General features: G+C 73.5%; 28 protein-coding genes, 1 other RNA gene and 1 pseudogene. 14 read left to right on the top strand and 16 right to left on the bottom strand.

Going from position 1 to position 24,007, the window contains the following annotated elements:
* Positions 1-22: 22 nt before the first annotated feature.
* From ACE7GA_RS11765 to ffs, 10 genes are all read right to left on the bottom strand, one after another.
* Positions 23-334 (bottom strand): hypothetical protein, encoded by a 312-nt coding sequence (locus tag ACE7GA_RS11765; protein ID WP_376099582.1) that lies wholly within the window; start codon positions 332-334, stop codon positions 23-25.
* 164 nt (positions 335-498) lie between these two features.
* Positions 499-2,025 (bottom strand): amidohydrolase family protein, encoded by a 1,527-nt coding sequence (locus tag ACE7GA_RS11760; protein ID WP_376099580.1) that lies wholly within the window; start codon positions 2,023-2,025, stop codon positions 499-501.
* A gap of 8 nt (positions 2,026-2,033) precedes the next feature.
* On the bottom strand, positions 2,034-3,065 hold the full coding sequence (locus ACE7GA_RS11755; protein WP_376099578.1) for an ABC transporter substrate-binding protein: 1,032 nt from the start codon (positions 3,063-3,065) through the stop codon (positions 2,034-2,036).
* Positions 3,066-3,175: 110 nt separating this feature from the next.
* A complete protein-coding gene (locus tag ACE7GA_RS11750; protein ID WP_376099576.1) occupies positions 3,176-3,520 on the bottom strand; it encodes a Rieske (2Fe-2S) protein in 345 nt (114 codons plus the stop codon).
* Positions 3,517-3,924 carry an EVE domain-containing protein gene (locus ACE7GA_RS11745; RefSeq protein WP_376100237.1) on the bottom strand — a complete coding sequence of 136 codons (408 nt, stop codon included), beginning with the start codon at positions 3,922-3,924 and terminating at the stop codon, positions 3,517-3,519. Before ACE7GA_RS11745 ends, ACE7GA_RS11750 begins: the two co-directional genes overlap by 4 nt.
* A gap of 126 nt (positions 3,925-4,050) precedes the next feature.
* Positions 4,051-4,680, bottom strand: a complete 630-nt coding sequence (locus tag ACE7GA_RS11740; protein WP_376099574.1) for an HdeD family acid-resistance protein — start codon at positions 4,678-4,680, stop codon at positions 4,051-4,053.
* A 93-nt stretch (positions 4,681-4,773) separates the two neighbouring features.
* Entirely contained in the window at positions 4,774-5,421 is a 648-nt protein-coding gene (gene recR, locus ACE7GA_RS11735; RefSeq protein ID WP_376100235.1) for a recombination mediator RecR, read from the bottom strand.
* A gap of 52 nt (positions 5,422-5,473) precedes the next feature.
* Positions 5,474-5,821, bottom strand: coding sequence for a YbaB/EbfC family nucleoid-associated protein (locus ACE7GA_RS11730; protein WP_376099572.1), 348 nt, complete (start codon positions 5,819-5,821; stop codon positions 5,474-5,476).
* A gap of 3 nt (positions 5,822-5,824) precedes the next feature.
* Positions 5,825-7,867: a DNA polymerase III subunit gamma/tau gene (locus tag ACE7GA_RS11725; protein WP_376099570.1), complete on the bottom strand. Its 2,043-nt coding sequence runs from the start codon at positions 7,865-7,867 to the stop codon at positions 5,825-5,827.
* A gap of 79 nt (positions 7,868-7,946) precedes the next feature.
* Positions 7,947-8,042, bottom strand: an RNA gene (gene ffs / locus ACE7GA_RS11720) — signal recognition particle sRNA small type.
* Positions 8,043-8,295: 253 nt separating this feature from the next.
* Here ffs and ACE7GA_RS11715 point away from each other — a divergent pair.
* The 3 genes from ACE7GA_RS11715 (at position 8,296) to ACE7GA_RS11705 (ending at position 10,250) form a co-directional block, all read left to right on the top strand.
* Positions 8,296-8,742, top strand: coding sequence for a YHS domain-containing (seleno)protein (locus tag ACE7GA_RS11715; RefSeq protein ID WP_376099568.1), 447 nt, complete (start codon positions 8,296-8,298; stop codon positions 8,740-8,742).
* Between the two features lie 61 nt (positions 8,743-8,803).
* Positions 8,804-9,559, top strand: coding sequence for a hypothetical protein (locus ACE7GA_RS11710; protein WP_376099566.1), 756 nt, complete (start codon positions 8,804-8,806; stop codon positions 9,557-9,559).
* An 82-nt stretch (positions 9,560-9,641) separates the two neighbouring features.
* On the top strand, positions 9,642-10,250 hold the full coding sequence (locus ACE7GA_RS11705) for a hypothetical protein (protein WP_376099564.1): 609 nt from the start codon (positions 9,642-9,644) through the stop codon (positions 10,248-10,250).
* Positions 10,251-10,735: 485 nt separating this feature from the next.
* Here the strand turns inward: ACE7GA_RS11705 and ACE7GA_RS11700 are convergent, their stop codons facing one another.
* On the bottom strand, positions 10,736-11,047 hold the full coding sequence (locus ACE7GA_RS11700) for a putative quinol monooxygenase (RefSeq protein WP_376099562.1): 312 nt from the start codon (positions 11,045-11,047) through the stop codon (positions 10,736-10,738).
* A 186-nt stretch (positions 11,048-11,233) separates the two neighbouring features.
* On the opposite strand from ACE7GA_RS11700, the gene ACE7GA_RS11695 reads away from it, so the two are divergent.
* A complete protein-coding gene (locus ACE7GA_RS11695; protein ID WP_376099560.1) occupies positions 11,234-11,590 on the top strand; it encodes an H-NS family nucleoid-associated regulatory protein in 357 nt (118 codons plus the stop codon).
* A gap of 138 nt (positions 11,591-11,728) precedes the next feature.
* Here ACE7GA_RS11695 and ACE7GA_RS11690 read toward each other — a convergent pair whose 3' ends face one another.
* A complete protein-coding gene (locus tag ACE7GA_RS11690) occupies positions 11,729-12,757 on the bottom strand; it encodes a UDP-3-O-acyl-N-acetylglucosamine deacetylase (protein WP_376099559.1) in 1,029 nt (342 codons plus the stop codon).
* 127 nt (positions 12,758-12,884) lie between these two features.
* On the opposite strand from ACE7GA_RS11690, the gene ACE7GA_RS11685 reads away from it, so the two are divergent.
* The 3 genes from ACE7GA_RS11685 (at position 12,885) to ACE7GA_RS11675 (ending at position 14,505) form a co-directional block, all read left to right on the top strand.
* Positions 12,885-13,073, top strand: a complete 189-nt coding sequence (locus ACE7GA_RS11685; RefSeq protein ID WP_376099557.1) for a ClpX C4-type zinc finger protein — start codon at positions 12,885-12,887, stop codon at positions 13,071-13,073.
* 203 nt (positions 13,074-13,276) lie between these two features.
* Complete coding sequence (gene nudC / locus ACE7GA_RS11680; protein WP_376100233.1) at positions 13,277-14,221, top strand: NAD(+) diphosphatase; 945 nt, start codon at positions 13,277-13,279, stop codon at positions 14,219-14,221.
* A complete protein-coding gene (locus tag ACE7GA_RS11675) occupies positions 14,218-14,505 on the top strand; it encodes a hypothetical protein (protein ID WP_376099555.1) in 288 nt (95 codons plus the stop codon). Before nudC ends, ACE7GA_RS11675 begins: the two co-directional genes overlap by 4 nt.
* Before the next feature lie 24 nt (positions 14,506-14,529).
* On the opposite strand, the gene ACE7GA_RS11670 is transcribed toward ACE7GA_RS11675, so the two are convergent.
* The 4 genes and pseudogenes from ACE7GA_RS11670 to ACE7GA_RS11655 form a co-directional block, all read right to left on the bottom strand.
* Positions 14,530-15,117 carry a phosphoribosyl-ATP diphosphatase gene (locus ACE7GA_RS11670; protein WP_376099553.1) on the bottom strand — a complete coding sequence of 196 codons (588 nt, stop codon included), beginning with the start codon at positions 15,115-15,117 and terminating at the stop codon, positions 14,530-14,532.
* Between the two features lie 17 nt (positions 15,118-15,134).
* A pseudogene (hisF, locus tag ACE7GA_RS11665) lies at positions 15,135-15,916 on the bottom strand (imidazole glycerol phosphate synthase subunit HisF).
* A 74-nt stretch (positions 15,917-15,990) separates the two neighbouring features.
* Positions 15,991-16,566, bottom strand: a complete 576-nt coding sequence (locus tag ACE7GA_RS11660) for a peroxidase-related enzyme (protein WP_376099551.1) — start codon at positions 16,564-16,566, stop codon at positions 15,991-15,993.
* Positions 16,567-16,651: 85 nt separating this feature from the next.
* Entirely contained in the window at positions 16,652-17,680 is a 1,029-nt protein-coding gene (locus tag ACE7GA_RS11655; protein ID WP_376099549.1) for an amino acid ABC transporter substrate-binding protein, read from the bottom strand.
* 239 nt (positions 17,681-17,919) lie between these two features.
* On the opposite strand from ACE7GA_RS11655, the gene ACE7GA_RS11650 reads away from it, so the two are divergent.
* From ACE7GA_RS11650 to ACE7GA_RS11620, 7 genes are all read left to right on the top strand, one after another.
* Complete coding sequence (locus tag ACE7GA_RS11650; protein ID WP_376099547.1) at positions 17,920-18,219, top strand: hypothetical protein; 300 nt, start codon at positions 17,920-17,922, stop codon at positions 18,217-18,219.
* 320 nt (positions 18,220-18,539) lie between these two features.
* Positions 18,540-18,911 carry a hypothetical protein gene (locus ACE7GA_RS11645; protein WP_376099545.1) on the top strand — a complete coding sequence of 124 codons (372 nt, stop codon included), beginning with the start codon at positions 18,540-18,542 and terminating at the stop codon, positions 18,909-18,911.
* A 19-nt stretch (positions 18,912-18,930) separates the two neighbouring features.
* Positions 18,931-20,049 carry a glutathionylspermidine synthase family protein gene (locus ACE7GA_RS11640; protein WP_376099543.1) on the top strand — a complete coding sequence of 373 codons (1,119 nt, stop codon included), beginning with the start codon at positions 18,931-18,933 and terminating at the stop codon, positions 20,047-20,049.
* The gene (locus ACE7GA_RS11635) at positions 20,046-20,447 is read left to right on the top strand and encodes a DUF350 domain-containing protein (RefSeq protein ID WP_376099541.1); all 402 of its coding nucleotides are present in this window, start codon (positions 20,046-20,048) and stop codon (positions 20,445-20,447) included. The genes ACE7GA_RS11640 and ACE7GA_RS11635 overlap by 4 nt, the downstream gene beginning before the upstream one ends.
* A 203-nt stretch (positions 20,448-20,650) precedes the next feature.
* Positions 20,651-22,072 carry an MFS transporter gene (locus ACE7GA_RS11630; protein WP_376099539.1) on the top strand — a complete coding sequence of 474 codons (1,422 nt, stop codon included), beginning with the start codon at positions 20,651-20,653 and terminating at the stop codon, positions 22,070-22,072.
* On the top strand, positions 22,069-22,458 hold the full coding sequence (locus tag ACE7GA_RS11625) for an acyl-CoA thioesterase (RefSeq protein WP_376099537.1): 390 nt from the start codon (positions 22,069-22,071) through the stop codon (positions 22,456-22,458). The genes ACE7GA_RS11630 and ACE7GA_RS11625 overlap by 4 nt, the downstream gene beginning before the upstream one ends.
* Before the next feature lie 108 nt (positions 22,459-22,566).
* Positions 22,567-23,841, top strand: a complete 1,275-nt coding sequence (locus ACE7GA_RS11620; protein ID WP_376099535.1) for a UV damage endonuclease UvsE — start codon at positions 22,567-22,569, stop codon at positions 23,839-23,841.
* Positions 23,842-24,007: the final 166 nt, after the last annotated feature.

The following is a 24,007-nucleotide window of genomic DNA, read 5'->3' as shown; positions in this document are numbered from 1 at the left end:
CGCGTGGCCGGCCCGGGTTCCGTCAGCGGTAGTAGTACCGCGGGCCATGATGGCCGTAGTGCCGCGGCGGCGGGGGCGGCGCGTAGTAGCGCGGCCCGTAGGCCGGCCGGCGGTAGTACCAGGGCGGCGGGGGCGGCGGCGGGGCGTAGTAGCGCGGGCCGTGGTGGCGGTGGCGCCAATCCACCGGCACCACCGCGGGATCGGACAGCACCGACAGCGTGACGCCGGACGCGGCCTGCGCGGGGCCGACCGAGGGCGCCGCGACCAGCGCGCCGAGGGCGAGCGCGGCGGGCAGCACCACCTTCCGCGCGAGGGACGTGACGTGGGACAGCATGGAAACCTCCTGCGACCGGGCGGGAATCTCTCCCGATCACCCGTGCAGGATAACGGGGCGATCGGGGCGAAGGGTGGCCTGAACTGTGTCGTCCGTCGGGCGGCGTGTAACGCGCGTCACGCCGCTGCTCTCATTGCCGAGAGCCAGTACGGGCGCGCGCCGGCTCATCCCTCCCCGATCAGCCGCCGCATGCCGAGGTCCACGCGGGACAGTCGTTCGTTGGCGGCGAGCAACGGCGCGATCGCCGGCGCGACGCGTTCGCGCAGCGCGGCATGGTCCGCGTCCACGCGTTCCATGACCTCGGCCAGTTCGGCCCGGAAGGCCGCCTCGTCCACACGCGTCAGGTGCCCGTCGCGGACCACGACCTCGCCATCCACCAGCACGGTCCGGACGCCCCGGCCCGTTTCCGAATAGACGAGTTGCCGCGTCGCGCTGTTGAAGGGCTGCCAGGCCAGGTCAGCAAGATCCAGCAGCACGAGGTCGGCACGCATCCCCGGCGCGAGCGCCCCGATTTCCTCCCCTAGCCCGAGCGCGCGGGCGCCGCCCGCCGTCGCCGCCTCCACTGCGTCGCAGGCCAGCACGCCCGTCGGGTTCGCGTCGCTGCCCGCCGAGAGGAGGCAGTACATCTTCATCGCCTGAAACAGGTTCTGGCAGTCCGAGCAGCTGCTGTTGTCGCAGCCCAGCGCCATGCGGATGCCGGCCCGCTTGAAGGACAGCAGCGGCGCGACGCCGTTCTTCAGCTTCAGGTTGGCGAGCGGGTTGTGGACGACGCCCGCCCCGGCCTCCGCGACGAGCGCGACCTCCTCCTCCGTCAGGTGGACGGCATGGGCCAGCGTCGTCCGGGGCGTCAGGATTCCGCGCTCGGCCATGTGGCGGATCATGGAGCCGCCGAGGCCGGCATAGACGCGCCGCGCCTTCGCGAGCTGCGCCCGCGTCTCGTAGACGTGGGTCAGGATCGGCAGCCCGTGCGCCTGCGACAGCACCGCAATCCCTTCCAGCAGCGCGTCGGAGGATCGCTGGGGACCGGAGGGGCTGAGCGCCCAATGCAGCCGCGGCCGCAGAGGCGAGAGGCGCCGGACCTGCGCCTCCACGAAGGCCAGGTCCGCCGCCGGATCGCCAGGCTTACCGCCGACGATCGCCGCGACCTCCGCGGGCAGGTCCGGTGGCAGGAAGGGCGCGATGTCCAGGTCCGGCAGGTCGCGCAGCGCGATGGAGAAGACGACGCGGATGCCCGCTTCCTCGTAGGCCGAGAGGATTACGTCGAGCGTCTCCTCGTCCTGCGGGACGAGGCTGTTCATGTCCTGGATCGTGGTGATCCCGGCCTTGAGGCACTCCATCGCGCCGAGCAGCGTGCGCACGCGCAGCTCCTCCCGGCTCCGCCGTCCCCAATAGGCGGGCTGGGAGTGCAGGGCCCAGACGTCGAAGGGCATGTCCTCGAACTGGCCCTTCAGGAGCGTGTCGTAGGAATGGTAATGCGCGCTGACGAGGCCGGGGATCAGCAGGCAGCCCGCGGCGTCCAGGACTTCCGTTTCGGCGGGGATGTCGGGCGGCGCGTCGCCCGCCCCGAAGATCGCGGCGATCCGATCGCCGCGCACCAATACGTCCCGCGGGGGCGGCCGGTGCGGGTCTTCCCCCGCCGTCAGGACCCGCGCGCCGCGGATGAGCAGCGGGCGCGCGGCCGGATCGGGCAAGGGCGGGTTCAGCCCTGGGCCACGGGCAGGCTGCGCTCCGCCCGCGGCGGCAGGAAGTCGCGGCTGAAGACCTCCGCCGGCGTCGGCGTGCGCGGCAGGCCGAAGACCTCCACGACCTGCGCGATCGCACGGGCCAGGCGCGCGTCGTCCAGGTCGCCGGCGCCGAGGCGGCGTGCTTCCTCGACGTTGATCGACGTGCGCCAGGCAAGTTCCAGGCGGCGCTGCTCCACCGTCGTGTTGATCGTCGCCTCCACCCGCTGCATGACGGCCGCCCCCATCGCGGGATCGCGCCCGACCTCCAGCATCGCGCGGTTGATCACGGCGACGAGGGAGCGCACCGCCGCCGGGTTGTTGCGCGCGAGCCGCTGCGAGACCATCACGCCGTTCGAATAGGCCTCGATCCCGTAATCGGCGAAGAGGAACCAGCGGAAGTCACGGTCCGGATCCACGTTGAGGCCGAGCAGGTTGGAATGCGCGGTGATCGTGAAGGCGCCGACGGCATCCACCTGATCGCGGATCAGCATCGGCTCCTGCAGCGCCGGCGACATGTTCTGGATGCGGACCTTCGACGCGTCGATGTTGTTGAGCCTTGCCAGCAGCGGCCACATGAGCAGGGCGGAGGAGCCTGCGGGCCCGCCGAGCGAGCGGCCTTCCAGGTCCTTCAGCGTGCGGATCGGGCTGTTCGCCTTCACCAGGATCGCGAAGGGCCCGCGGTTGTAGATCTGGTAGACGACGAGCGGCTGTTCGCCCGGCCGCGCCGCGGCCTGCTGGACCACCGCGTTCAGGTCACCGAAGCCGGCATCGTAGGCGCCGGACATGACGCGCGTGATCGTCGCGGCGGAGCCCTCGCCCTGGTCCAGCGTGACGTCCAGGCCGGCGTCCCGGAACCAGCCGCGCTCCCGCGCCAGGTAGTACCAGGCGTGGATGCCCTGGTAGCGCCAGTCCAGCGTGAATCGCAGCGGTGTCAGCGATTGCGTCAGCGCCGGCGTGGCCAGCAGGGAAGCCGGCGAGGCCAGGAGGAGGCGGCGGGGGATGCGCATGGGTGGTCCTTCCGTCGCGGCCGGCCGCCCATCCGGGGAGTTCAGGCAGCGTCCCGATCGCGCGACGGATCAAGCAAGCACCGGGCCAGCATCAACGCGACAGGTCTAGATCAGCGGCCCGCATCGGCGGGCACGACGACCGAATCCCCCTCGATCCGCGCCGGGACGGTCTCGAGCGATTCCCCCGCGCAGGGGCCGGAGACGCAGAACCCATCCTCCACCCGGAAGCGTGCCCCGTGCGCGCAGCAGACGACGTGCCGCCGTGCCCCGTCCAGGAACCGGTGCGGCACCGGTTCCAGCGGCAGGCCAAGGTGAGGGCATGCGTTGACGTAGACCTGCACCGCATCGCCGCGCCGGATCGCGAAGAGCCCAGTGAAGCCGCCGGGGGCGGGCGGGAAGCCCCGCGCCCCTCCGTCCGGGATGTCGTCCAGCCTGCAAAGGATGCGGTCGCTCAAAGCCCGGCCATGTGCGCGATGACGCCCCAATGCTCCGCCGACACGGGCACGACCGAAAGCCGCGACTGCCGGATCAGCAGCAGCCCGTCCAGCGCCGGTTCCGCCTTCATCTCCGCCAGCGTCACGGGGCGCGGCACCGGGCCCACCGTCCGGACATCCACGCAGACCCACTTGCCCGTGCCATCCGTCGGGTCGGCGTAGGCCTCGCGCGCGACCTCCACGATGCCCACGACCTCCTTGCCCTCGTTGGAATGGTAGAAGAACGCCTGGTCGCCGACGCGCATGGCCCGCAGGTGGTTCGCGGCCTGGTGGTTCCGCACGCCGGTCCAGGGCTCGATCCCCGCGGTCACCATCTGCTGCCAGGAAAAGGCATCCGGCTCACTCTTGAGAAGCCAGAAGGACAGGGCGGGTTCCGCCGGCACGGGCGTGGCAGGGGAGGGGGCGGGGGAGGACGTCGCGCGGCGGGGCATGGCGCGATGGAACCGCGCCCCGCCCCGCGCATCAACCCGGCCCCGGACCGATCGCGGCGGTCACCCCGGCGTCGGATCGTGGTGGATCCGCCGCAGCCGGAGGGCGAGGGCAATCAGCATGACCCCCGCCGCCACCGCCTGCACCGCGACGAGCCAGATCAGCGCAAGCAGCCCCGCCCCCGGCGCGAGCACGAGCCAGATCCCGACGAGGATGCCGAGCACGCCGGACAGCCCCAGCAGCCAGGACCCTGCCCGTGCCGCCAGCAGGATGCGCAGGACGCCCGAGGCGATCATCCAGGCCGCGACGAGAATGACGATCGTCACCGCCGAGGTCAGCGGCGACGCGAAGATCAGGACCGCCGCGATGGCGGAGACCACGCCCTCCACCGCGAGCCAGACCCGGCCGCCCCGTACCGGATGCGTGCCGGCGTCGGTGCGCCCCGTCGCCGACTGGAAGAAGGACATGACGGCGTCCAGCAGCAGCCAGGCCGCGATCGCGCCGAGGATCACCGCCAGCCCGAAGCCCGGGGCCAGGAAGGCGAAGACGCCGAACAGGATGGACGCGATGCCGCGCAGCAGGAACAGCCACCACCCCCGCGCCAGTTCCCGCGCGAGTCGGAAGCGCATGGGCAGGGCGGTATCGCGCGGCTCGGTCACGGGACGCGATGCGTTGGGCGCGGTGGCGGACATGGGCGGAACTCCGCTTGGTGCCGCGCTCAAGCGGCGCGCCTTCGCGAAGGTTGCGCCGGACGGGAGGGCGTTGCGCTGCCGGACGCGCCGCCCCTAGGCCGGCCGCCGCGCCCGCAGCGCTGCCGTCAGCGTCCCGTCATCCAGCACGTCCAGCGCCCCGCCGATCGGCACGCCCTGCGCCAGGCGCGTCACCGCGACATTCAGCGGCTTCAGCCGGTCCGTGACGTAATGCCCGGTCGTCGCGCCCTCGACCGTCGCGGGCAGGGCGAGGATGACCTCCTCGATCCCGCCGGCGGCCACGCGCTCGACCAGCGGCTGGATGGACAGGTCCTCCGGCCCCACGCCGCCGAGGGCGGACAGTGTCCCGCCCAGCACATGATACAACCCGCGATGCGCCCCCGCGCGCTCCAGCGCCCAGAGGTCGGCGACCCCCTCCACCACGCAGACCAGCCCGCGTTCCCGCCGCGCGTCGCGGCAGACGTTGCAGGGGTCCTGCGCGTCGAGGTTGCCGCAGACCCGGCACGGGTGCACCGCCTCCGCCGCGGCTTCCAGCGCGCCGGCCAGCGGCAGCATCAGGCGCGCCGGGTCCTGCAGCATCTTCAGCACCGCGCGCCGCGCCGAACGCCGTCCCAGGCCGGGCAGGCGCGACAGCAGGGCGACGAGCTGCTCGACGGGATCGTTGACCAGCGCGTCGCGGCGCTGGGCGACCTCCGCGAAGGCGGAATCACGGTCGAAGGGCATCCGGCTCATGTGGGGCTTCGGCGCGGATTCCGGGAGTTCCGAAAAGGGCGGTTCAGAACGGCAGCTTGAAGCCGCCGAGACCCCCGCCGCCACCCATGCCCGGGATGTTCAGCCCGGCGGTCGCCTTCGACATCTCCTCGGCCATCATCGCCTCGACCTTCTGCTTCGCGTCGGCATGGGCGGCGACGATCAGGTCCTCCAGAACCTCCCGCTCATCGGCCGCCATCAGCGACGGGTCGATCGAGATGCCCTTGAGTTCGCCCTTGCCGGAGAGCGTGACCTTCACCATCCCCGCGCCGGCCTGGCCGTCCATCGTCGCGGCTTCGAGGCGCGCCTGCATCTCGGCCATCTTGGCCTGCATCTGCTGGGCCTGCTTCAGCATGTTGCCGAGGTTCTTCACGCGTCATTCCTCCAGGAAATCATCGCCCATGGCGTCGAGGCCGGCAGGCTCCGCGTCGGGCGGGGCGAAGCCGGGGTGGGTGTCGTCGTCCGGGGCATCCCCTTCCTCCGAACGCGCCGGGGCGGGAAGCCCGTAATCGTCGAGCGAGGTGTCGCGCACCTCACGGATGACGGCACCGGGGAAGGTGGCCAACACGGCCTGGACCAGCGGATGCGCGCGCGCCGCGTCCAGCCGGTCCGCGGCGGCCTCCTTGCCCTGCTCTGCGACCGTCGGCTCGCCCGGTTCGTTCGAGAGGGCGATGGTCCAGCGCTGGCCCGTCGTCTCCGACAGAAAGGCGCCCATCTGCGCCGCGAGGTCGCGGGGGGCGCCGTTCGCCGGGCGGAAGGTGATGCGCCCGCCCTCCGCCGTCGCCTCGAAGCGGACGAGGTGGACGAGCATCTTGAGGTCGGCGTGCAGCCGCGGCCTCACGCCGGAGGCCAGCGCCACGACCTCCCGGAACGATTTCGGGCGCGGCGGGGGCGCGGCTTGCTCGGCGACGGGTTCTGCCTGCCCCAAGGGGTGCGGTTCCGCACGCGCCGTCGCGGCCCCGCCCGCGATGGCCCTCAACCCGCCGCCGGACGGTCCCGCCAGCATGCCCGCGCCGACCGCATCGGCCATTGCGCGCGGGGCGCCGGCCGGCACCGTCGCGCGGGAGGCCGGGGCGCCGCCAGCGCCCGCCCCGCCCGGCGGGGAAGACGCCAGCCGCCGCACGATGTCGCCGGGTGTCGGCATCTCCGACAGGTAGGCCAGGCGGATCAGCACCATCTCCGCCGCGGCGCGGCGGTCATGGGACTTCGCGACCTCCTCGATCCCGCGCAGGAGCACCTGCCAGGCGCGGGACAGCACGGGGATGGTGAGCGTCTCCGCCAGCGCACCACCGCGCACGCGCTCGGTCTCGGGCACCGCGGGATCGTCGCGCAGCGCGGGCACCGCGCGGAAGCGGGTCAGAGTGTGCGTCAGTTCCGCGAGGTCCGACAGCACGACGCCCGGATCGGCCCCGCGTTCATGCGCCCGGTCCATGATGGCGAGGGCGGCGGGCAGGTCGCCCTTCATCACGGCGTCCATCAGATCGAGCACCAGCGCACGGTCCGCGAGGCCGAGCATGTCCCGCACCGATTCCGCCGTGACGACACCGTCCGTGTCGGGCAGCGCGATCGCCTGGTCCAGCAGCGACAGCCCGTCGCGCACGGAACCGTCGGCCGCGCGCGCGATCATCGCGATCGCCTCGGGCTCGACCCGCACCCCTTCCTTCTCCGCGATCGCGGTGAAATGGGGCCGCAGCACCTCGCCGGGCACGCGTTTCAGGTCGAAGCGCTGGCAGCGCGACAGGATGGTCGGCAGGACCTTCCGGATCTCCGTCGTCGCCAGGATGAACTTCACCTGCGGCGGCGGCTCCTCCAGCGTCTTCAGCAGCGCGTTGAACGCAGCCCCCGACAGCATGTGGACTTCGTCGAGGATATAGACCTTGAAGCGGCCCTGCGCCGGGCGGAAGCGCACCTGCTCCCGGATCTCCCGCACGTTGTCCACGGAGTTGTTGGACGCCGCGTCCAGCTCCATCACGTCGGGATGCCGGTCCGCGAGGATCGCGCGGCATTCGGGGCAGACGCCGCAGGGATCGGCCGTCATCCCGCCCCTCCCGTCCGGCCCGATGCAGTTCAACGCGCGCGCGATGATCCGTGCGGTCGTCGTCTTCCCCACGCCGCGGACGCCCGTGAGCATGAAGCCGTGCGCGACCCGGTTCTGCGCGAAGGCATTGCGCAGCGTGCGCACCAGCGTGTCCTGGCCGATCAGGTCCTTGAAGGTCGTGGGACGGTACTTCCGCGCCAGCACGCGGTAGGGCTGGTTTGGCAGGGGTACCAATGCGGGGGCCGCGGCGGGCGTTGGCGCCGTCTCCGCAGCCTTCGGCGCCGCGGGCGCAGGCTCGTCGAAGCCGAACAGGCCCGGACCCTCCGCAGGCGGCAGGGGCAGGTCGTCCTCGATCTCGGTGTCGGGCGTATCGCTGGTCATCCGTGCCGCCATGAAGCGCCACCATGCTGCGGCGTCCCGCAGCAGGGGGAAAGGGCGCCGTGTCGGAGCGGTGCGTCGGGTGGAAGACCGACCCCGACCCGGGCGGGAACCCGCCTTGGCTGCTTCCTTCCGGACCTGACCAGGTGGACGGGACGCCCGTCCGGAGCCGACCTTCCGCCGATGTATATGGTGGACGCCGCCCCCCAAGTCCATCGCGCCACGCCGATCGTGCCGGGTCCATCGCACCGGGCGGCCGGCGCGTCGTCGCGCCACCCGGTCACGGGGGCCCGCCGGGTGTCCAGCGGCGTGACGGGCGGGAGTGACGGGCGGGAGCGACGGGCGGGAGTGACGGGCCGGCGCGGCCGACCCGCCGGCGTAACGCTTCGCCGCGCCCCGGCGAAACCATCGGCAGAGTTCCGGAGGCCCGCATGTCGCCCGCCCGCCGCGCCTTCCTCGCCGCCGCGCTCCTCGCCGCCGGCCCGGCCTTCGCCGACCCGCCAGCCCGGGTGAATGCGGAGGGCGGCGTGGCCATCGGGGGAACCGATCCTGTCGCCTATTTCACCGATGGCCGGCCCGTTCCGGGCCGCCTCGAGTTCAGCCACCCATGGGCCGGGGCCACCTGGCGCTTCGCCTCGGCCGAGAACCGGGACCGCTTCGCCGCGGACCCCGAGCGCTACGCCCCGGCCTATGGCGGGTTCTGCGCCTACGCCGCCGCCCGGGACTACCTCGCCTCCGTGGACCCGCAGGCCTGGCGGATCGTCGAGGGGCGCCTCTACCTGAACCACGACCTCTCGATCCGCGACCGCTGGGCGCGGGACATCCCGGCCGAGATCGCGAATGCCGACCGGAACTGGCCCGGCCTGTCGCGGCGCTGACGCGACGGTCGCGACGCGCCGCGGCCTCGCGGCCCGGCGCCCCGGACGGCATCCTGCGGCCATGTCGCCTCCCATCGCCCGTCGCGGGCTCCTGCTCGGCCCGGCCGCGTTCCTCCTGCCCGCCGACGCTCGTGCCGCCGCGCTGCACGTTCTCGGCCGCCGCTTCGAGGTGCCGGGAACCCCGCCACCCGTCCCTGACGACATCACGGGCGACGCACCCTCCGACGAAGACGCGCTCGGCGAGGTGGAGGAACGCCGCTGGGCCGCGCGCCTGCGCCGGGAGATCGGGTCGCGGCCGGAGGCCCGGCCCCTCATCCCCGAGCCGGACCGCGCCCTCCGCCTCCGTTGGCTGGAGGAGCGGTTCCGCAGCCTCGACGCGCTGGCCCGCGCGATGCGCCTTGCCATGGGCCGGCCGGAGGTGCCGGCGGAGGGCGACTTCACGCCGCCCGGGGAGATCCCGCCGGACTTCGTCGCGCGCCATGCGGTCCTCGGCTTCGACCCCCTGGCCTCTCACGCCGCCTACCGCCGGGTCCGCGCCGCCTACCGCGCGGGCGACGTCGCGCTGCTGGCCGCGGCGTCGCGCTTCCCGGTGAACCTGAACCGGGGGCGAGACCGGGACCGGCGCGTGCTGCGCTCGGCGTCCGACATGACGGCCGTGCGGGACACAGTGATGCAGCCCCGCCTGCGGGACGTCGCCCTGGCGCAGCCCTTCGGGACGATGTTCGCCCGCGACGTCGGGCTGATGTTCGGGCATGGGGAACTCTGGCTGCGCTTCTATCCCGACGGCTTCGGCCTTTCGGCGATCAACCTGCCCTGACCTATCCGGTCCGGGGCGCCCTCCTGGCCGCCGGGCCCGGGCGGGTGCATCGTCGCGACCAGATCGCCTTTCGGAGTCGCCCGTGCCCCACCCGTCGCGCCGTGCCGTTCTCGCCGCCCTGGCCGCCGCCGCGCCGCTCGCGGCCCGCGCCCAATCCGGCGAGGCGGTGCGGCTGCGCGGCCGGATCATCGCCCTTTCCGGCAACATCCTGACCGTCGCGACGCGGGAGGGGCCGAACGCCGCCGTGACCCTGGCCGAGCCGCTGGCCGTCTCCGCCCTGCGCCGCGTCGCGCTGGCCGACATCGTGCCGGGAACCTCCGTGGGGGTCGTCGCGGAGCCCGGGGAGGGAGAGACCCTCCGCGCCGTCGCCATCACCGTCCTGCCCCCGGGCGCCCGGATCACCGAACGCCAGGTCGCCTGGGACCTCCGCCCCGGCACCTCGATGAACGACGGCCCGGTCGAGGCCGTGGTGCAGGCCGGCGAGGGGCGCGACCTGACCCTTACGATCTTCGGCCGGGCCGTGCGCGTCCGCGTGGGACCGGAGGTGCCGCTCCTCATGCCCGTTCCCGCCTCGCGGGCCGACTTGGTGCCGGGTGCCGCGGTCTTCCTCAACGCGACGCGGGCCGCGGACGGAACCGTCTCGGCCGCCCGGGTAGTGGTCGAGAAGGACGGCGTCGCGCCGGCGATCTGACCGGGCCTCGGCGGACATGTCCGGCTTCGGCTCCGGACAATCCCATCCGGCGGATTGTCGTCGGCACCGGCGGGCTTGAACCGACTTTCGTGGAAGGGACTGATCGTCCCGGACGGTCCCGCTCCGCGCGGTGCTGCCCGGCCAGCTCACCCCGCCTCCGCCGATCGCCGGTCCTCGTCGGGCGGAGATGGGGCCCTGGCGAACCAGCCTTTCAGGCCGCGTCGAGCACGGCCCGGTGGAAACGGAGCGCGGTCTCGGGAAACATGCAGGCCTCGACGCGCCGGGATCTCCCTATCGACTTTCGCGACCCGGCCGCCGATCCGGAAGATCGGACGAGGGTGATCGCCTCATTCCCAGGTCGAAAAGATTTTCGCGAGCATACCAAGGCCGAGTATGTCGGGGCCGAGCATACCGGGACATAGCTCCGCGGATTAACGCCTGACGAACCTGTCCGCCCCGGTACGTCCAACCGCGAATGCCGTCGCTCACGCCGCCGGCGAGAGCACGTGGATCACCCGGTTCGCGATCATCTCGCGCGTCTTCGCGGCATAGGCGGCCATGTGTGGCGCCACGCCGTGCGCCTTCAGCGCCTCCATGTCGGCCCATTTCTCGATCACGACGAAGGTATCGGTGCCAAGCGCGGTCTGGATACGTCCAGCGCCCTCGGCATCCACCGCGGGCCCGTATTCGATACAGCCCTCTTCCGCATGGACCGCCGGCATGTTGGCCCGGAATTCGGCCAGCACCGCATCCCGCAAGCCAGGCTTGGTCGTGATGGTCGCGAGCACGTGAATCATGCCGGACTTTCCCTCCGCCCCATTTGACTCGGGCTGAACAAGCATCCCAGACCATACCGCGCGAGACAAGTCGGGGCGGCATGGAGCCCATCCTTATCCCAGTTCGTTACATTCGGACCGAAGATTGACTCTTGCATCCATCGGATCATTCCGTATTTGGCTATTGCCAGTCGGGCGAGGATAATCATGGCCACGAAATCGCGAATCGATCAGATGGATCTGGATCAGCTCTCGGCGGAGGAACTGACGCAGTTGATCCGGACGGCCGAGGAAAAGCGCCGCGAAAAGCAGGAGGAGGCCAAGGCCTCGCTCCTCGATGAAATGCGCCGTCGGGCCGAGGCGCTCGGCCTTTCCCTGGACCAGCTCGTCGGAGGCGGTGAGGCCCGTGCCCCCGCGCGGCGGACGCGGCGCGACGCCGGCAAGCCCGCCGGGGTGAAGTTCCGCGGCCCCGGCGGCGAGGAATGGTCCGGCCGCGGTCGCCCGCCGACCTGGCTCACGAAGCTCGAGGCCACCGGCAAGAAGCGGGACGAGTTCCGCATCTGACCGCGCCCGGGGACCCTCCCCCGCGCGATCCCGCCGCGTCGCCCTGACGGTGGGACGCCCCGATCCGGGATCGCGGCGCGGCTCGCCCGAAGGGCAGGCTGGCGCGGCGCCCCGGGACGTGGCGGCCCCGGCCGCCCGTCACCGCTCTGCCGCCACCTCCCATCCACGGCCCCCGCCGAGGAGTTCCGCGACGAGCGCGTAGGTCAGGTCATGCGTCGGGACATGCGCGACGAAGCGCCCGCGCAGCGGCAGGCCGGCCAGTGCCAGGTCGCCGACCAGATCCAGCACCTTGTGCCGCACCGGCTCGTCCGGGAAGCGTGCGCCGCCGATGACGCGGCCCCCGATGACGAGGGAGACCCGCCCGGGCCGCGCGCCGCGGAGCAGCGGCTCCCGCCGCGGCGGCGCCAGGCGCGCCCGGACGTCGGCGGAGATCGGTCGTTCCCAGCGCGGCTCCGGCGCATTCGGATTGACGGCGTGCGTCGCCGCGACCTGCCCGCGCCAGGACCGGTGCCAGAGTGCGTCCCGCAGCCCCGCCGGCAGCAGGCGGGACGCCACGCGCGTCCGCAGCAGCAGCCGCCAGAGGACCGAGGGGTTGGCAAAGCTCCGGCTGGGCGCGATCGCCGTCCGGAAGCTCTCGGGCGTGACCTCCCCGGCCCAGCGCAGCACGCCGAAATGCGGCAGGCGGTCGGTCGTGACATCCACCGCGAAGCCGTCATGGGGTTCGGCGCGCAGGAAGCCGCGCAGGCCGTTCACCTGGACCGGCTCGGTGATCCGGATTACCCGGCGCGGCGCGTCCTGCAAAACCAGCCCGGCCTCCGCGACAAGCGCGCACCAGCGCTCCGCGGAGCCGTCGAGGATCGGAACCTCCTCGCCCCGTACCGTGACCAGCGCGTTGTCGAGGCCGGCCGCGGAGAGCGCGGCCATCAGGTGCTCGATGGTCCGCAGGCGACGGCCGTCACCGAGGTCGAGAGTCGTGCTCATTCGGCTGCCGGTGCGAGACCGCCAGGTCGCGGCGGCCGTCGCCGCCCGCCCGCCCGACAGGACGCGGAAAGCAATCCCCGAGTCCGGCGCCGCCGGGGCCAGCGTGACCTCGGCGGTCCGGCCCGTATGCAGTCCGGCGCCGGAGAGGGAGACGGCGCGGCCGAGCGTCGCCTGCCGCATCGCCATCGCACCCCCTTACCCGCCCGACCCCGCGGGACATGCGGCAGGACGCGCCGGCGCTCAAGCGACGCGGCCTGACCCGACGCTTGTCAGGCTCCACCCGCCTGTCAGCAAAGACCTGACAGGTCCCGCCATGTCCCGACGCCTGCACTGCTCCTTCTGCGGCAGGTCGGAGGAGGAGGAGGTCCGGAAACTCGCCGCCGGCCCCGGTGGCGTGCACATCTGCGACGAATGCGTCGCCGCCTGCGCCGTGCTGATGGAGGGGGAGGCGGAAGGGCGCCCGCGCCGCTTCGATCCGGCACCTGGCCGAAGGGTCGCCTGATCGCCCTGCTCGGACCGCTCAACGCCGCGACGGACGCGCATCGCCCGCACCTGCAGGAGGTCGTGGACGCCCTCCGCGCGCGGGAGGTGAGCTGGGGCGCGATCGCCGAGGCCCTCGGCGTCTCCCGCCAGACGTCGTGGGAGCGGTTCGGCGAGCCGCCCACCCTTCCGGCATCCGGGCGGGCATGGCACCACTCGCCGCGCATGCTCCCCATCCCCGCCAGCCGGCCAAACGCCTATACCGGGTCCCCGCTCGACCGCGTCTCCCACCTCCGCGACGACGAAGCCTTCGTGACGGCAGCGCTGGCGCGGCCCGACGCGCTGGTCGTCCCGGTCTGGCGCGCGAAGTCGCTGCTCCGCGGCGTCGAGTCCGGCGCGCCGGAGGCCGTGCTGCTGACGCGCGGGGCCGCGGAAGCGGTGCTGATGGCCGGCGGCCCCTGGGCGATGCTGGGGCTACGCGAGGACGGCACGCCGGTCTTCGCCGTGGACGCCTCCGCCGCCGAGGATCCGCTGCCCCTGCTGCCGGACGGCTTCGGCACCTTCCACGACCTGCGTACCGTCGCTGGCCTGCTGCCGCCCGGCGAGGCCTCCATGCTCGCCCACGCGCGCGGCCTGATGCACTGGCGCGTGCGGCACCGCTTCTGCGGCGTCTGCGGTTCGGCCTGCGCGCCGCGTTCGGCCGGCAACGCCGCGCGCTGCACGGCCTGCGGCACCGACCACTTCCCGCGCACCGACCCCGCGGTGATCATGCTGGTGGTCCGTCATGCCCCGGGGGGCGACCGCTGCCTGCTCGGCCACAATGCGCGCTTCCCGAACGTGACGATGTACTCGACCCTCGCCGGCTTCGTGGAACCGGGCGAGAGCCTGGAGGAAGCCGTCCGTCGCGAGGTGCGGGAGGAAACCGGCGTCCTCGTCGGCGACGTCACCTACCACTCCTCCCAGCCCTGGCCCTTCCCCTCCTCCATCATGCTCGGCTTTCACGGCGAAGCGCTGAGCGAGGAGATCGTCGTGGACCCCGGCGAGCTGCGCGACGCCCGCTGGTTCACGCGCGACGAGATCCGGAACCACGCCAGCGCCGGCTTCTCCCTGCCGCGCGTGGATTCCATCGCGCGACGCCTCATCGAGGACTGGCTGGAGAACGCCGCATGACCCGAATCACCGCCTCCGGGGCGGCCCTCGCCGGCCTCCTGTCCCTCGCCGCCTGCGGCACGACGACCCCGAACTCGCCGGAGGCCGCCTGCCGCGCGGAGGCGCGCGACGTCCCTGCCGTGCGCGACCTCGCGCGCCGGATGCCGCCGGTGGGCAACGTCAGCCAGCGCGAGACGGTGGAGCAGGAGGCCGGGTTGGCGGAACGCCGCGCCTACGTCCAGTGCATGCGCGCGCGCGGCCTGACGCCGCCGGGCGCGGGCGTGGAGCCGGAACGGCGGCCCTGACGGACCCCCGCCCCGCACCGGCCGCTACGGCAGCTTCGTCGTCCCCGCGCCGCGGACGATCGCCCGCGCCGATAGATTCTGCCGTGCCGCCTTCTCCGCGATGCCGCTGATGCCCTGGCGGCGGGCGAGCTCGGCCCAGACCTCCTCGGGATGGATGCCCGCATCCACCCACACCACGATGAGGTGGTAGAGCAGGTCCGCGCTCTCCGAAACCGTCGCGTCGCGGTTGCCGAGCGTCGCCTCGATGATGCACTCGACCGCCTCCTCGCCCAGTTTCTGGGCGACCTTGGCGGTGCCGCGCGCCAGCAGGCGGGCGGAATGGGACGTCGCGGTGTCGCCGGCCAGGCGCCGCGCCTCCACCGTGTCCCAGAGGTGGTCGAGCACCTCGGCGCCCGCGCGGCCGATGGCCTCGGCCAGGGGGATCAGGTGGCGGGATTCCGCCCGCCGCACCCCCTTCGGCGTCTTCGCGGCGACCGGGGCATCGCCCGGCGCCTCGGGCAACAGGGCCTCGGGCAGCGGAACGCGGCGCGTGGCCTTCTTCGGGGCCTTGGGCCCGCCCTTCGCCCCCGCTTTCGCACCCATCTTCGGCTTGTCCTTGGCGTTCTTCGCCATCGGTCGTCCCCGCCCCTTCAGCCTCGCGACGCCGGCCGCACCGGCAGCCCTGCCGCATCCAACGCCGCCTTCGCCTCGCCGATCCGGAAGCGGCCGTAGTGGAAGACGCTCGCGGCCAGCAGCCCGGTCGCGCCGGCGCGCGCGCCGTCCGCGAAGTGGTCCAGCGCACCGACGCCCCCGGACGCCACGATCGGCAGCCGCACCGCCGCCCGCATGGCGCGCAGCAGGTCGAGGTCGAAGCCCTCCCCGTGCCGTCGCGGTCCATCGAGGTCACGAGCAGTTCTCCCGCGCCGAGCCCGGCGACCCGCCGCGCCCAGTCCAGCGCGTCCACGCCCGTCGCGCGCCGGCCGCCATGGGTGAAGACCTCCCACCGCGGTGCGCCGTCGGGACCGTCGGCGCACCGCCGCGCATCGATCGCAACGACGATGGCCTGGGACCCGAAGGCCTCCGCCGCGCGGCGCACCAGGTCGGGGTCGGCCAGCGCCGCCGAGTTGATCGAGACCTTGTCGGCACCCGCCAGCAGAAGCGCCCGCACGTCCTCCACGCTCCGCACGCCGCCGCCGACGGTGAGCGGGATGAAGACCTCCGCCGCGGTGCGCGACACCACGTCGAGCATGGTCCCCCGCCCCTCGTGGGAGGCGGAGATGTCGAGGAAGGTGATCTCGTCCGCGCCCTCCCGGTCGTAGGCGCGCGCCTGCTCCACCGGATCGCCGGCATCGCGGAGGGCGACGAAGTTGACGCCCTTCACGACCCGGCCGTCCTTCACGTCCAGGCAAGGGATGACGCGGAGCGCGAGCATGCGCGCGCGATGCGCCCCGCGGCACGGGGGGTCAAGGGGTTGTGATCGCGCGCCGGGTCCGCGCCGGCCGCGGGTCAGCGGTTCGCCGCATAGGCCTCCGCGTTCGGGGCGACGCCGAGGCCGGAGTTCAGCCGGTTCGACAGGTTGAAGTAGGCGATGACCGCGGCGGCCTCGAGGATCGCGGTCTCGCCCAGCCCGGCCTCGCGCAGGCGGTCCAGGTCGGCCCGCGTGACCGCGGCGGGCGCGCGCGTCAGGCACTCGGCATAGGCGGCGAGCGCGGCCTCGCGCGGGGTCAGGGCGGCGTGGCGCCAGTTCACCTCGACCGCCGCGACCAGCAGCGGGTCGCCCGTGTGCTTCCGCAGCGCCGCGGCATGGGCGAAGACGCAGGGGACGCAGCGGTTCTCGACGCTCGTCACCAGCGCCAGCAGTTCCTTCTCGCGCGGGGAGAGTTCAGCGTCGGGGTCGCGGTTCACCGCATCCGACAGCGCCTCCGCCGCGGCCAGCAGGCGCGGGCGGTGCGCCTGGACGTGCTGGCCGTTGCGCTCGTAGCCCAGGCGCGCGCGGGTCTGCGCGAGGACCGCCTCGACCTCCGGCGTCCGCGGCGCCTCGGGGAGGTCGAGCCAGGAAAGGCGGGGGGCATGGGCGTCCATGCCGCCGAGCCTAGACCCGGCCAGTGCCCGCTGTCCCGTGGCCTCAGGTCAGGCGGGCACCGTCGCGGCGCCGGACGGACCCGCGCTAGCGGATCGGCGGGGCGTACATCAGCCCGCCCCGGTTCCACAGCGCGTTCGGGCCGCGTTCCAGGCCGATCGGCGTGTCGGCGCCGACATGGCGCTCGTAGATCTCCCCGTAGTTGCCGACCGCCTTGATGGCGAAATAGGCCCAGCGCCGGTCCAGGCCCATGGACGGGCCATGGTCGCCGGAGACGCCGAGCAGGCGCCGGATCGGCGGGCTAGGGTTCTGCAGCATCGCATCGACGTTGGCGCGGGTGACGCCCAGTTCCTCGGCCTCGACCAGCGCGTAGGACACCCAGCGCACGATGTCCGCCCACTGGTTGTCGCCGTGGCGCACGGCGAGGCCGAGCGGTTCCTTGCTGATGCGCTCGGCCAGGACGACGTGGTTCGCGGGATCCGGCAGCGCGGACCGCACGGCCGCGAGCTGCGAGGCATCGGTCGAGTAGGCGTCGCAGCGGCCGGAGATGTAGGCGCTGCGCAGCTCGTCCGTCCGCTCGAAGACCACGGGCTGGTAGCGGATGTTGTTGGCCCGCGCCCAGTCCGCGAGGTTCAGCTCGCTGGTGGAGCCTGAGGTCGTGCAGATCGTCGCGCCGCCGAGCTCGGTGCTGCGCTGCACGTTCATGCTGCGGCGGAGGAGGAAGGACTGCCCGTCGTAGAAGTTGATGGCCGGGAAATCGATGCCGGAGGCGTCGCGGGACTGCGACCAGGTCAACGTCTGGATCAGCACGTCCACCTGGCCCGACTGCAGCGCGGGCATCCGCTGCGCGCCGGACATCGGCACGAAGCGCACGCGCGGCTCGCCCAGCACGGCCGCGGCGATGGCGCGGCAGAAATCAGGGTCCAGCCCCTGCCAGACGCCCTGGCTGTCCGGCGCGCCGAAGCCCGGCGTGCCGAGGGCCGCCGAACATTCAAGCGCCCCCTTCGATCGGACCGACGCCAGCGTCGGCCCGGCGGCGACCTGCGCCGAGGCCAGGCTCGGCAGGACGAGGCTTGGCAGGACGAGGGCAAGGAGGGGCAGCACGAAGCGGCGCATCGGTTCTCTCCCGGGCTGGACGGGGAACGGTCCCGCGTCACGGGGTACCGCGTCAAAGACAATCCGCAGCCCGGTGCGGGCGGATCGCCGGCGGGGACCGGGCTCCCTGCCCAAGGAACGCCCCGCCTGCGTAACGCCACGGCACGCACCCGTGACGGCGCGGCACGCCCGACCTAGAAGACCGCCGCCTTCACCCGTCCCGGCCGGGCCCCGCCCGCCGCCCCTCAGAGGAACGTTCCGTGATCCGTCGTCTGGCCCCCCTACCCCTCCTCGCCCTCCTCGCCGCCTGCGCGGCCGAGCCGCCCGCCCCCGTCGCCGCGCAGCGGCCGGAGGAGGCGTTCCGCGCCCAGTGCCGCCAGCAGCTGCCGAACGCGTCGGACTTCGGCATGGAGAAGTGCATGGCCGATGCCTACGACCGTTCGCGCGGCCTGACCCCGGCCTCCGCCACGCCGGCGCCGGCCGCGGCGACGGCCGCGACGCCGTCGCGGAGCAGCACCCCGTCCCGCAACAGCGGCACGCCGGCGCGCCGGGCCCGGTAACACCCGTCGGGGGAGCGGGCGGTCGCTGCGCCCGGCCGGCCCGCCGGGCGCGGACCGCCCCCCGCCCCCCCATCGCCGCTGACGCGCCGGCCGATGGCCGCGTTCCCGCGCGACGCATGCGACGCGCCGGACGGCCCGGCGGGACAGGCTTGCGACATGCGGCCGGCTACAAGGGCGCCGGGCCGCCACTTCCCCCACGGCCCGACGGGCGTTCCCCCTCGCCCGGGAGACCCGGTCCGACGCCCCGGCCCCCACCCCGGCCGGCACGGACCGGGTCCACCCGCGGGGAGCATGGCCCGCGGGGAGCGTGGGAGAACCCGATGATGCGCCGCGGCCCCGATGCCATCCCCGCCCCGCCCGCCACCGGCGCGGCGGCCCATCCCGGCCCTGGTCGGACCGCCGCGCGGCCGATGCGCCGCCCCCGCGCGATCACGCTCGTCCTCGTCAGCGGGGCGGTGCTGACCCTCGGCGCCTGCGACAGCCAGCAGGAGCGGTGCCGGCGCGCGCGCGCCGAAGGCCGCCCGGACGCCGAGGCGGTCTGCGCCGGACGCAGCGGTTCCTCCGGCACGTCTTCCTCCTGGTTCGGCTGGAGCGGCAGCAACGGCAGCACGGCAACCTCGGGGACGGCCACCACCTCGACCCGCGGCGGCTTCGGCAGCACCGCATCCTCGCACGGCTCCTCGGGCGGTTGACGGGGGCGGCTGACCGACCGTGCGACGCATCACGAGCGAACCGCGCCCCGACCGCCGCGAACGCGCCCGCGCCATGGGCTTCGCCTTCGCCGAGATCGAGGGCGAGCCCTACTGGGACGAGACCGCGCATTATGAGTTCACCGCCGCCGAGGTGGACGTCCTGGACGACGCCACGAACGAGATCGAGCGCCTGACGCTGGAGGCCGTGGACGAGGCGGTGCGCCGCGACGCGCGGGAATGGTTCGGCCTGTCCGACACGGCCTGGGCCCTCGCGCGGCGGTCCTGGGAGAAGCAGGAGAGGCACCTCTACGGCCGCCTGGACCTGCGCTGGGACGGCAACGGCCCGCCGCTGCTGCTGGAATACAACGCGGATACGCCGACCGCGCTGTTCGAGGCATCGGTGGTGCAATGGGAATGGCTGACCTGCACCGACCCGTCGGCCGACCAGTTCAACTCGATCCACGAGGCCCTGATCGACGGCTGGAGCAAGATGGGCCTGCCCGGACGAGTCCACTTCGCCTGCGCCCGCGACAGCGCGGAGGACCGCGGCACGGTGGACTACCTGCGCGATACCGCGACGCAGGCGGGGCTGGACACCGTCTTCCTCCACATGGACGAGATCGGCTGGGACGGGCGCACCTTCCGCGACCTGCAGGAATCGCCGATCGCCGCCATCTTCAAGCTCTATCCCTGGGACTGGCTGCTGGCCGAGACCTTCGGCCCGCACGTCGCGACCGCCGGCACCCGCTGGATCGAGCCGGCCTGGCGCCTGATCCCGGCGGGCAAGGGTTTCCTCGCCTGGCTGTGGCACCTCTTCCCCGGCCACGCGAACCTGCTGCCCGCCTTCAACGAACCGGGCCGCACCGGCGGGCCGGAGGTCGGGAAGCCCTTCTGGGGACGGGAAGGCGCGAACATCACGGCGCCCGGACGCCCGACCACCCCCGGCCCCTACGCCGACGGCCCGAAGGTCTGGCAGGCCTGGGCGGAACTGCCGCGCTTCGACGACGGCTATCCCGTCATCGGCTCCTGGATCATCGCCGGCAGCGCGCGCGGCATCGGCATCCGCGAGGACTCGACCGCGATCACGCGCGACACCTCGCGCTTCGTCCCCCACCTCTTCCGCCCGGATCCCGCATGACGAGCCTCGCGACGCTGCCGAACTTCCTCCTGCACCTCGTCGTCGGGCTGGCGATCGTCGTCGCGGGGGCCTGGGCCTATATCCGGATGACGCCGCACGACGAGATGCGGCTGATCGCCACCGGGAACTCCGGCGCGGCGGTGAAGCTCGCGGGCACGCTCATCGGCTTCGGGCTGCCGGTGTCGCAGGCGATCCGCAGCTCCATCAACGTGCTGGACGCGCTGGTCTGGGGCGTGATCGCCCTCGTCGCGCAGATCCTCGTCTTCGTCGTCATTACCCGCGTCCTTCCGGACTGGCGCGCGGCAATGGAACAGCGCGGCGAGGTCGCGGGCGCGATCCTCTATGCCGGCGCGGCGATCACGGTGGGGATGGTGAATGCGGGCTGCCTGACGCCCTGAGGCGCGCCCGCCGCGCGGCCGTCTTCACGATCGGGGCCCTGGCACGCCGGCCGGACGGCGGCCCGGCCTCCGGCGGGCAGGCTGACGCCTTCGTGCGGGCCTGCCCCGCGACACCGGCCCTGGCGCGGCCCTGCGCACCGGCGCACATGCGACGGGATGGATGCGACACCGCCGCCGGACGAGGATCGCGCACGCGCCGCCTGGTGCTCCTCTACGGGTTCAGCGGCTTCGCCTCCTCCCTCGCCTCGCGCACCCTCGACCCGGTGCTGCCGGAGCTGGCAACGGAATTCGCGGTCACGGTCGAGACCGTCGCCCTCGTCGCCTCGGCCTTCGCGCTGCCCTACGCGCTGATCCAGCCCGTCCTCGGTCCGGTCGGCGATGGCCTGGGCAAGCGGCGGGTGATCCTCGTTGCGACCTTCCTGACGGCCCTTTGCCTCCTCGGCTGCGCGCTCGCGCCGAACGTCGAGGGGCTGTTCCTGGCCCGCGCCCTCGCCGGCGCCGCGGCGGGCGGGATCTTCCCGCTGACCATCGCGACCTTCGGGGACCAGGTGCCGATGGCACGGCGGCAGGTCGCGCTGTCCCGCGTGCTGGCCATGTCCATCGCCGGGCAGATCGCGGGCGGCGTCATCTCCGGCGCGGTGTCGGGCCATGTCGGCTGGCGGGCGGTGCAGGCGGCCGGGGCCGCCGTGCAGCTCCTCGCGGCCTTCGTGCTGTGGCGAGACCTGCGCGCGCGGCCGGATGGCCCGCCCGGGCGGGTGGACCTGGCGGGCTCGTTGCGGCGCTACGCGGAGATCGCCCGCATCCCCCAGGCGCGGCGTCTCTGGGGCGCCGTGGCGGCCGAGGGCGTGCTGGTCTTCGGCCTCTTCCCCTACGTCGCCGCGCTGATCGTCCGCTGGGGCATCGGCAGCGCGCCGGAGGCGGGGCTGGCGCTCTCCGCCTTCGGGGCGGCGGGGATCGCCTATGCCGCGCTGTCGGGCGTGCTGCTCCGGCGCCTCGGCCTGACCCGGATGCTCGCCGTCGCGGGCGTCCTCGGGCTGGCTGGGGATGCTGGCCTTCGCGGCGACGGGCTGGCTCGGCCCCGGCCAGCCCGCGGCGATCGCGGGGCTGATCGCCGGCATGTTCGTCCTCGGCCTCGGCTACTTCGCCATGCACAACTCGATCCAGACGGGGGTGACGGACGTGGCGCCGAAGGCCCGGGGATCGGCGGTGGCGATGCACGCTTTCTGCTTCTTCCTCGGCCAGTCCGTCGGGCCGGCGCTCTTCGGGGCCGGGCTGGCCGCGGTGGGGGCCCCGCTGACCCTCGTCGCGGCGGGCGCCGCGATGCTGGCCCTGGGTCTCTGGCTGTCGCGGATCATGCACCGCCCGGCGTGAGCACGGGCCGGGCCGGAAGGGGGCCGGATCGAACGAAGCACGAACGACACCGCGCCAATACGCCGGGGGATCAGGGACTTGGCCCGAGTCGCGCGAACGAATCGCTGACGGTCCCGCCCCGTTCCGCCCACACAAGACCTGGGCCCGCGACTCGGCGCCGGACCACAAGCGGGTTCGCCTGCCGTTCCAGGCGCCGCCCCGCGGCGGCGGCCGCGTCGACAGACCCGGGACGCCGCGCCACCCTCGGCCGATGAGCGAGACGCCGCCCGACGAAGCCCCGAAGATCCGCACCATCGCCATGCCCGCGGACACCAACGCCCAGGGCGACATCTTCGGCGGCTGGCTCATGGCCCAGATGGACCTCGCGGCCGGCAACGTCGCCCTCCGGCGCGCCAGGGGCCGCTGCGCCACCGTCGCGGTGGACGCCATGACCTTCCACCGCCCCGTCCATGTCGGCGACGAGGTGAGCGTCTATGCCCGCCTGGAACGGGTCGGCCGCACCTCCCTCCGCATCATGGTCGAGGCCTGGCGCCGTGACCGGCACGGCGACGCGGCGGAGCGGGTGACCGAGGCCGCCTTCACCTTCGTCGCGATCGACGAGGAAGGCCGCCCGCGGCCGGTGCCGCCCGAAGCCGGCTGACCCGGCGGGCGACCCCGCCCCACCCGACGAACCGCCCCGTCCCCCGGGCGTTCCGTCCCGACGATGGATGGACCGCCCCCCCGCAGCACCGCCCGGGACACTCCCAAGGTGGCCTGGCCCAAGATGGCCTGGCCCAAGGTGGCCTGGGTCTGCAACTGGCTCGACCCCTCCCTGCCGGAGGACGAGGCACGGCTGCTGAACTTCAGCGACACGACCGTCGCCTTCCTGATGCGCCAGGACCCGGCCGCGCGCGTGGAGAAACTCATCGGCCTCGTGCGCCACAACGCCACGGCGCTGACGAACCAGGTGAACCTGACCGCCGTCCTGCCGCCGCCGCGCCGCGCGATGCGGATCGCGACGCACTTGCTGCCCTGCTATTCCCACCCCGCGGTGCGCCCGATCTACGACGACCCCGCGCTGCGCGCGACGATCGAGGAGGTCACGGCCCCGCTCGGCCCACGCATCAAGGACGCGGGCATCCGCATCTCCACCCATCCCGGGCAGTATTGCGTCCTCGCGACGGAATCGGACGCCGTGCGCCAGGCCTCGATCGAGGAGATCGAGTACCACGTCCACGTCATGCGCCTGCTCGGCCATTCCGGAGGCTGGCACCCCCACGGAGCCCACGTGAACGTCCATGGCGGCGGCAGGGCCGCGGGGATCGAGGCGTTCCGCGCGAGCCTCGCCCTGCTGTCGGAGGACGCGCAGGGACTGCTGACCATCGAGAACGACGAGATCGCCTACGGCCTGGACGACGTGCTCCCGGTGGCCGACGCCCTGCCGGTGGTGCTGGACATCCACCACCACTGGGTCATGACGGGCGACTACATCCGCCCCGACGACCCGCGGATCACGCGCGTGATCGAATCCTGGCGCGGCACCCGCCCGGTCGCCCACGTCTCCTCCCCGAAGGAGGCGCTGGTGGAAGGCATGGACCCCGACACCCTGCCCGACCGCGCGGCGATGCTGGAGGCCGGCGCGAACACGCGGGACCTGCGCGCCCATTCCAACCGCCTGTGGAACCGCGCCCACGCCGCCTGGGCCGCCGGCCACCTGGCCTGGGCCGACATCGAGGTGGAGGCGAAGGACAAGAACCTCGCCACCCAGGACTTCGCCGTCGCGGCGGGGCTGGTGGAGTTCGTCGAGCCGCCGCCGGCCTACGTAAAGCCGGTGCGCGCCAGGAAGGCGGCCGCGGCGCCCGCGACGCCGGAACCGCGCAGGAAGGGTGTCCGGAAACCCGCCTCGGCGGAGAGCACGGTCCTCGAGCCGCGACGCTCGGCGCTCGGCGCCCCGGTTGCCAGTGCCGACACCGTGGTGATGCGGAAGCCGCGGCGGACGGCGAGGGCAGGTCGAAAGGCGGAATCCGGCACGTCGGACCGCTGACACCGCCGCACGGGGGACCTTCGGGCCGCGGCCTTCCGCACGCACCGAGTTCGCGGCGGCCGGCCGGCCAGCCCGGCACCCCGACCCTTGCTTGCAAAACCCGACACACGGCAACGCCGGCATTGGCGGAGGATGTGCGCGGCGTCGCTTCGCCGAACAAAGTCTT

Source organism: Roseomonas sp. CCTCC AB2023176 (genome assembly GCF_042259275.1).
Taxonomy (GTDB): Bacteria; Pseudomonadota; Alphaproteobacteria; order Acetobacterales; family Acetobacteraceae; genus Roseomonas.
This window is presented reverse-complemented; position numbering and strand designations above follow the sequence as displayed.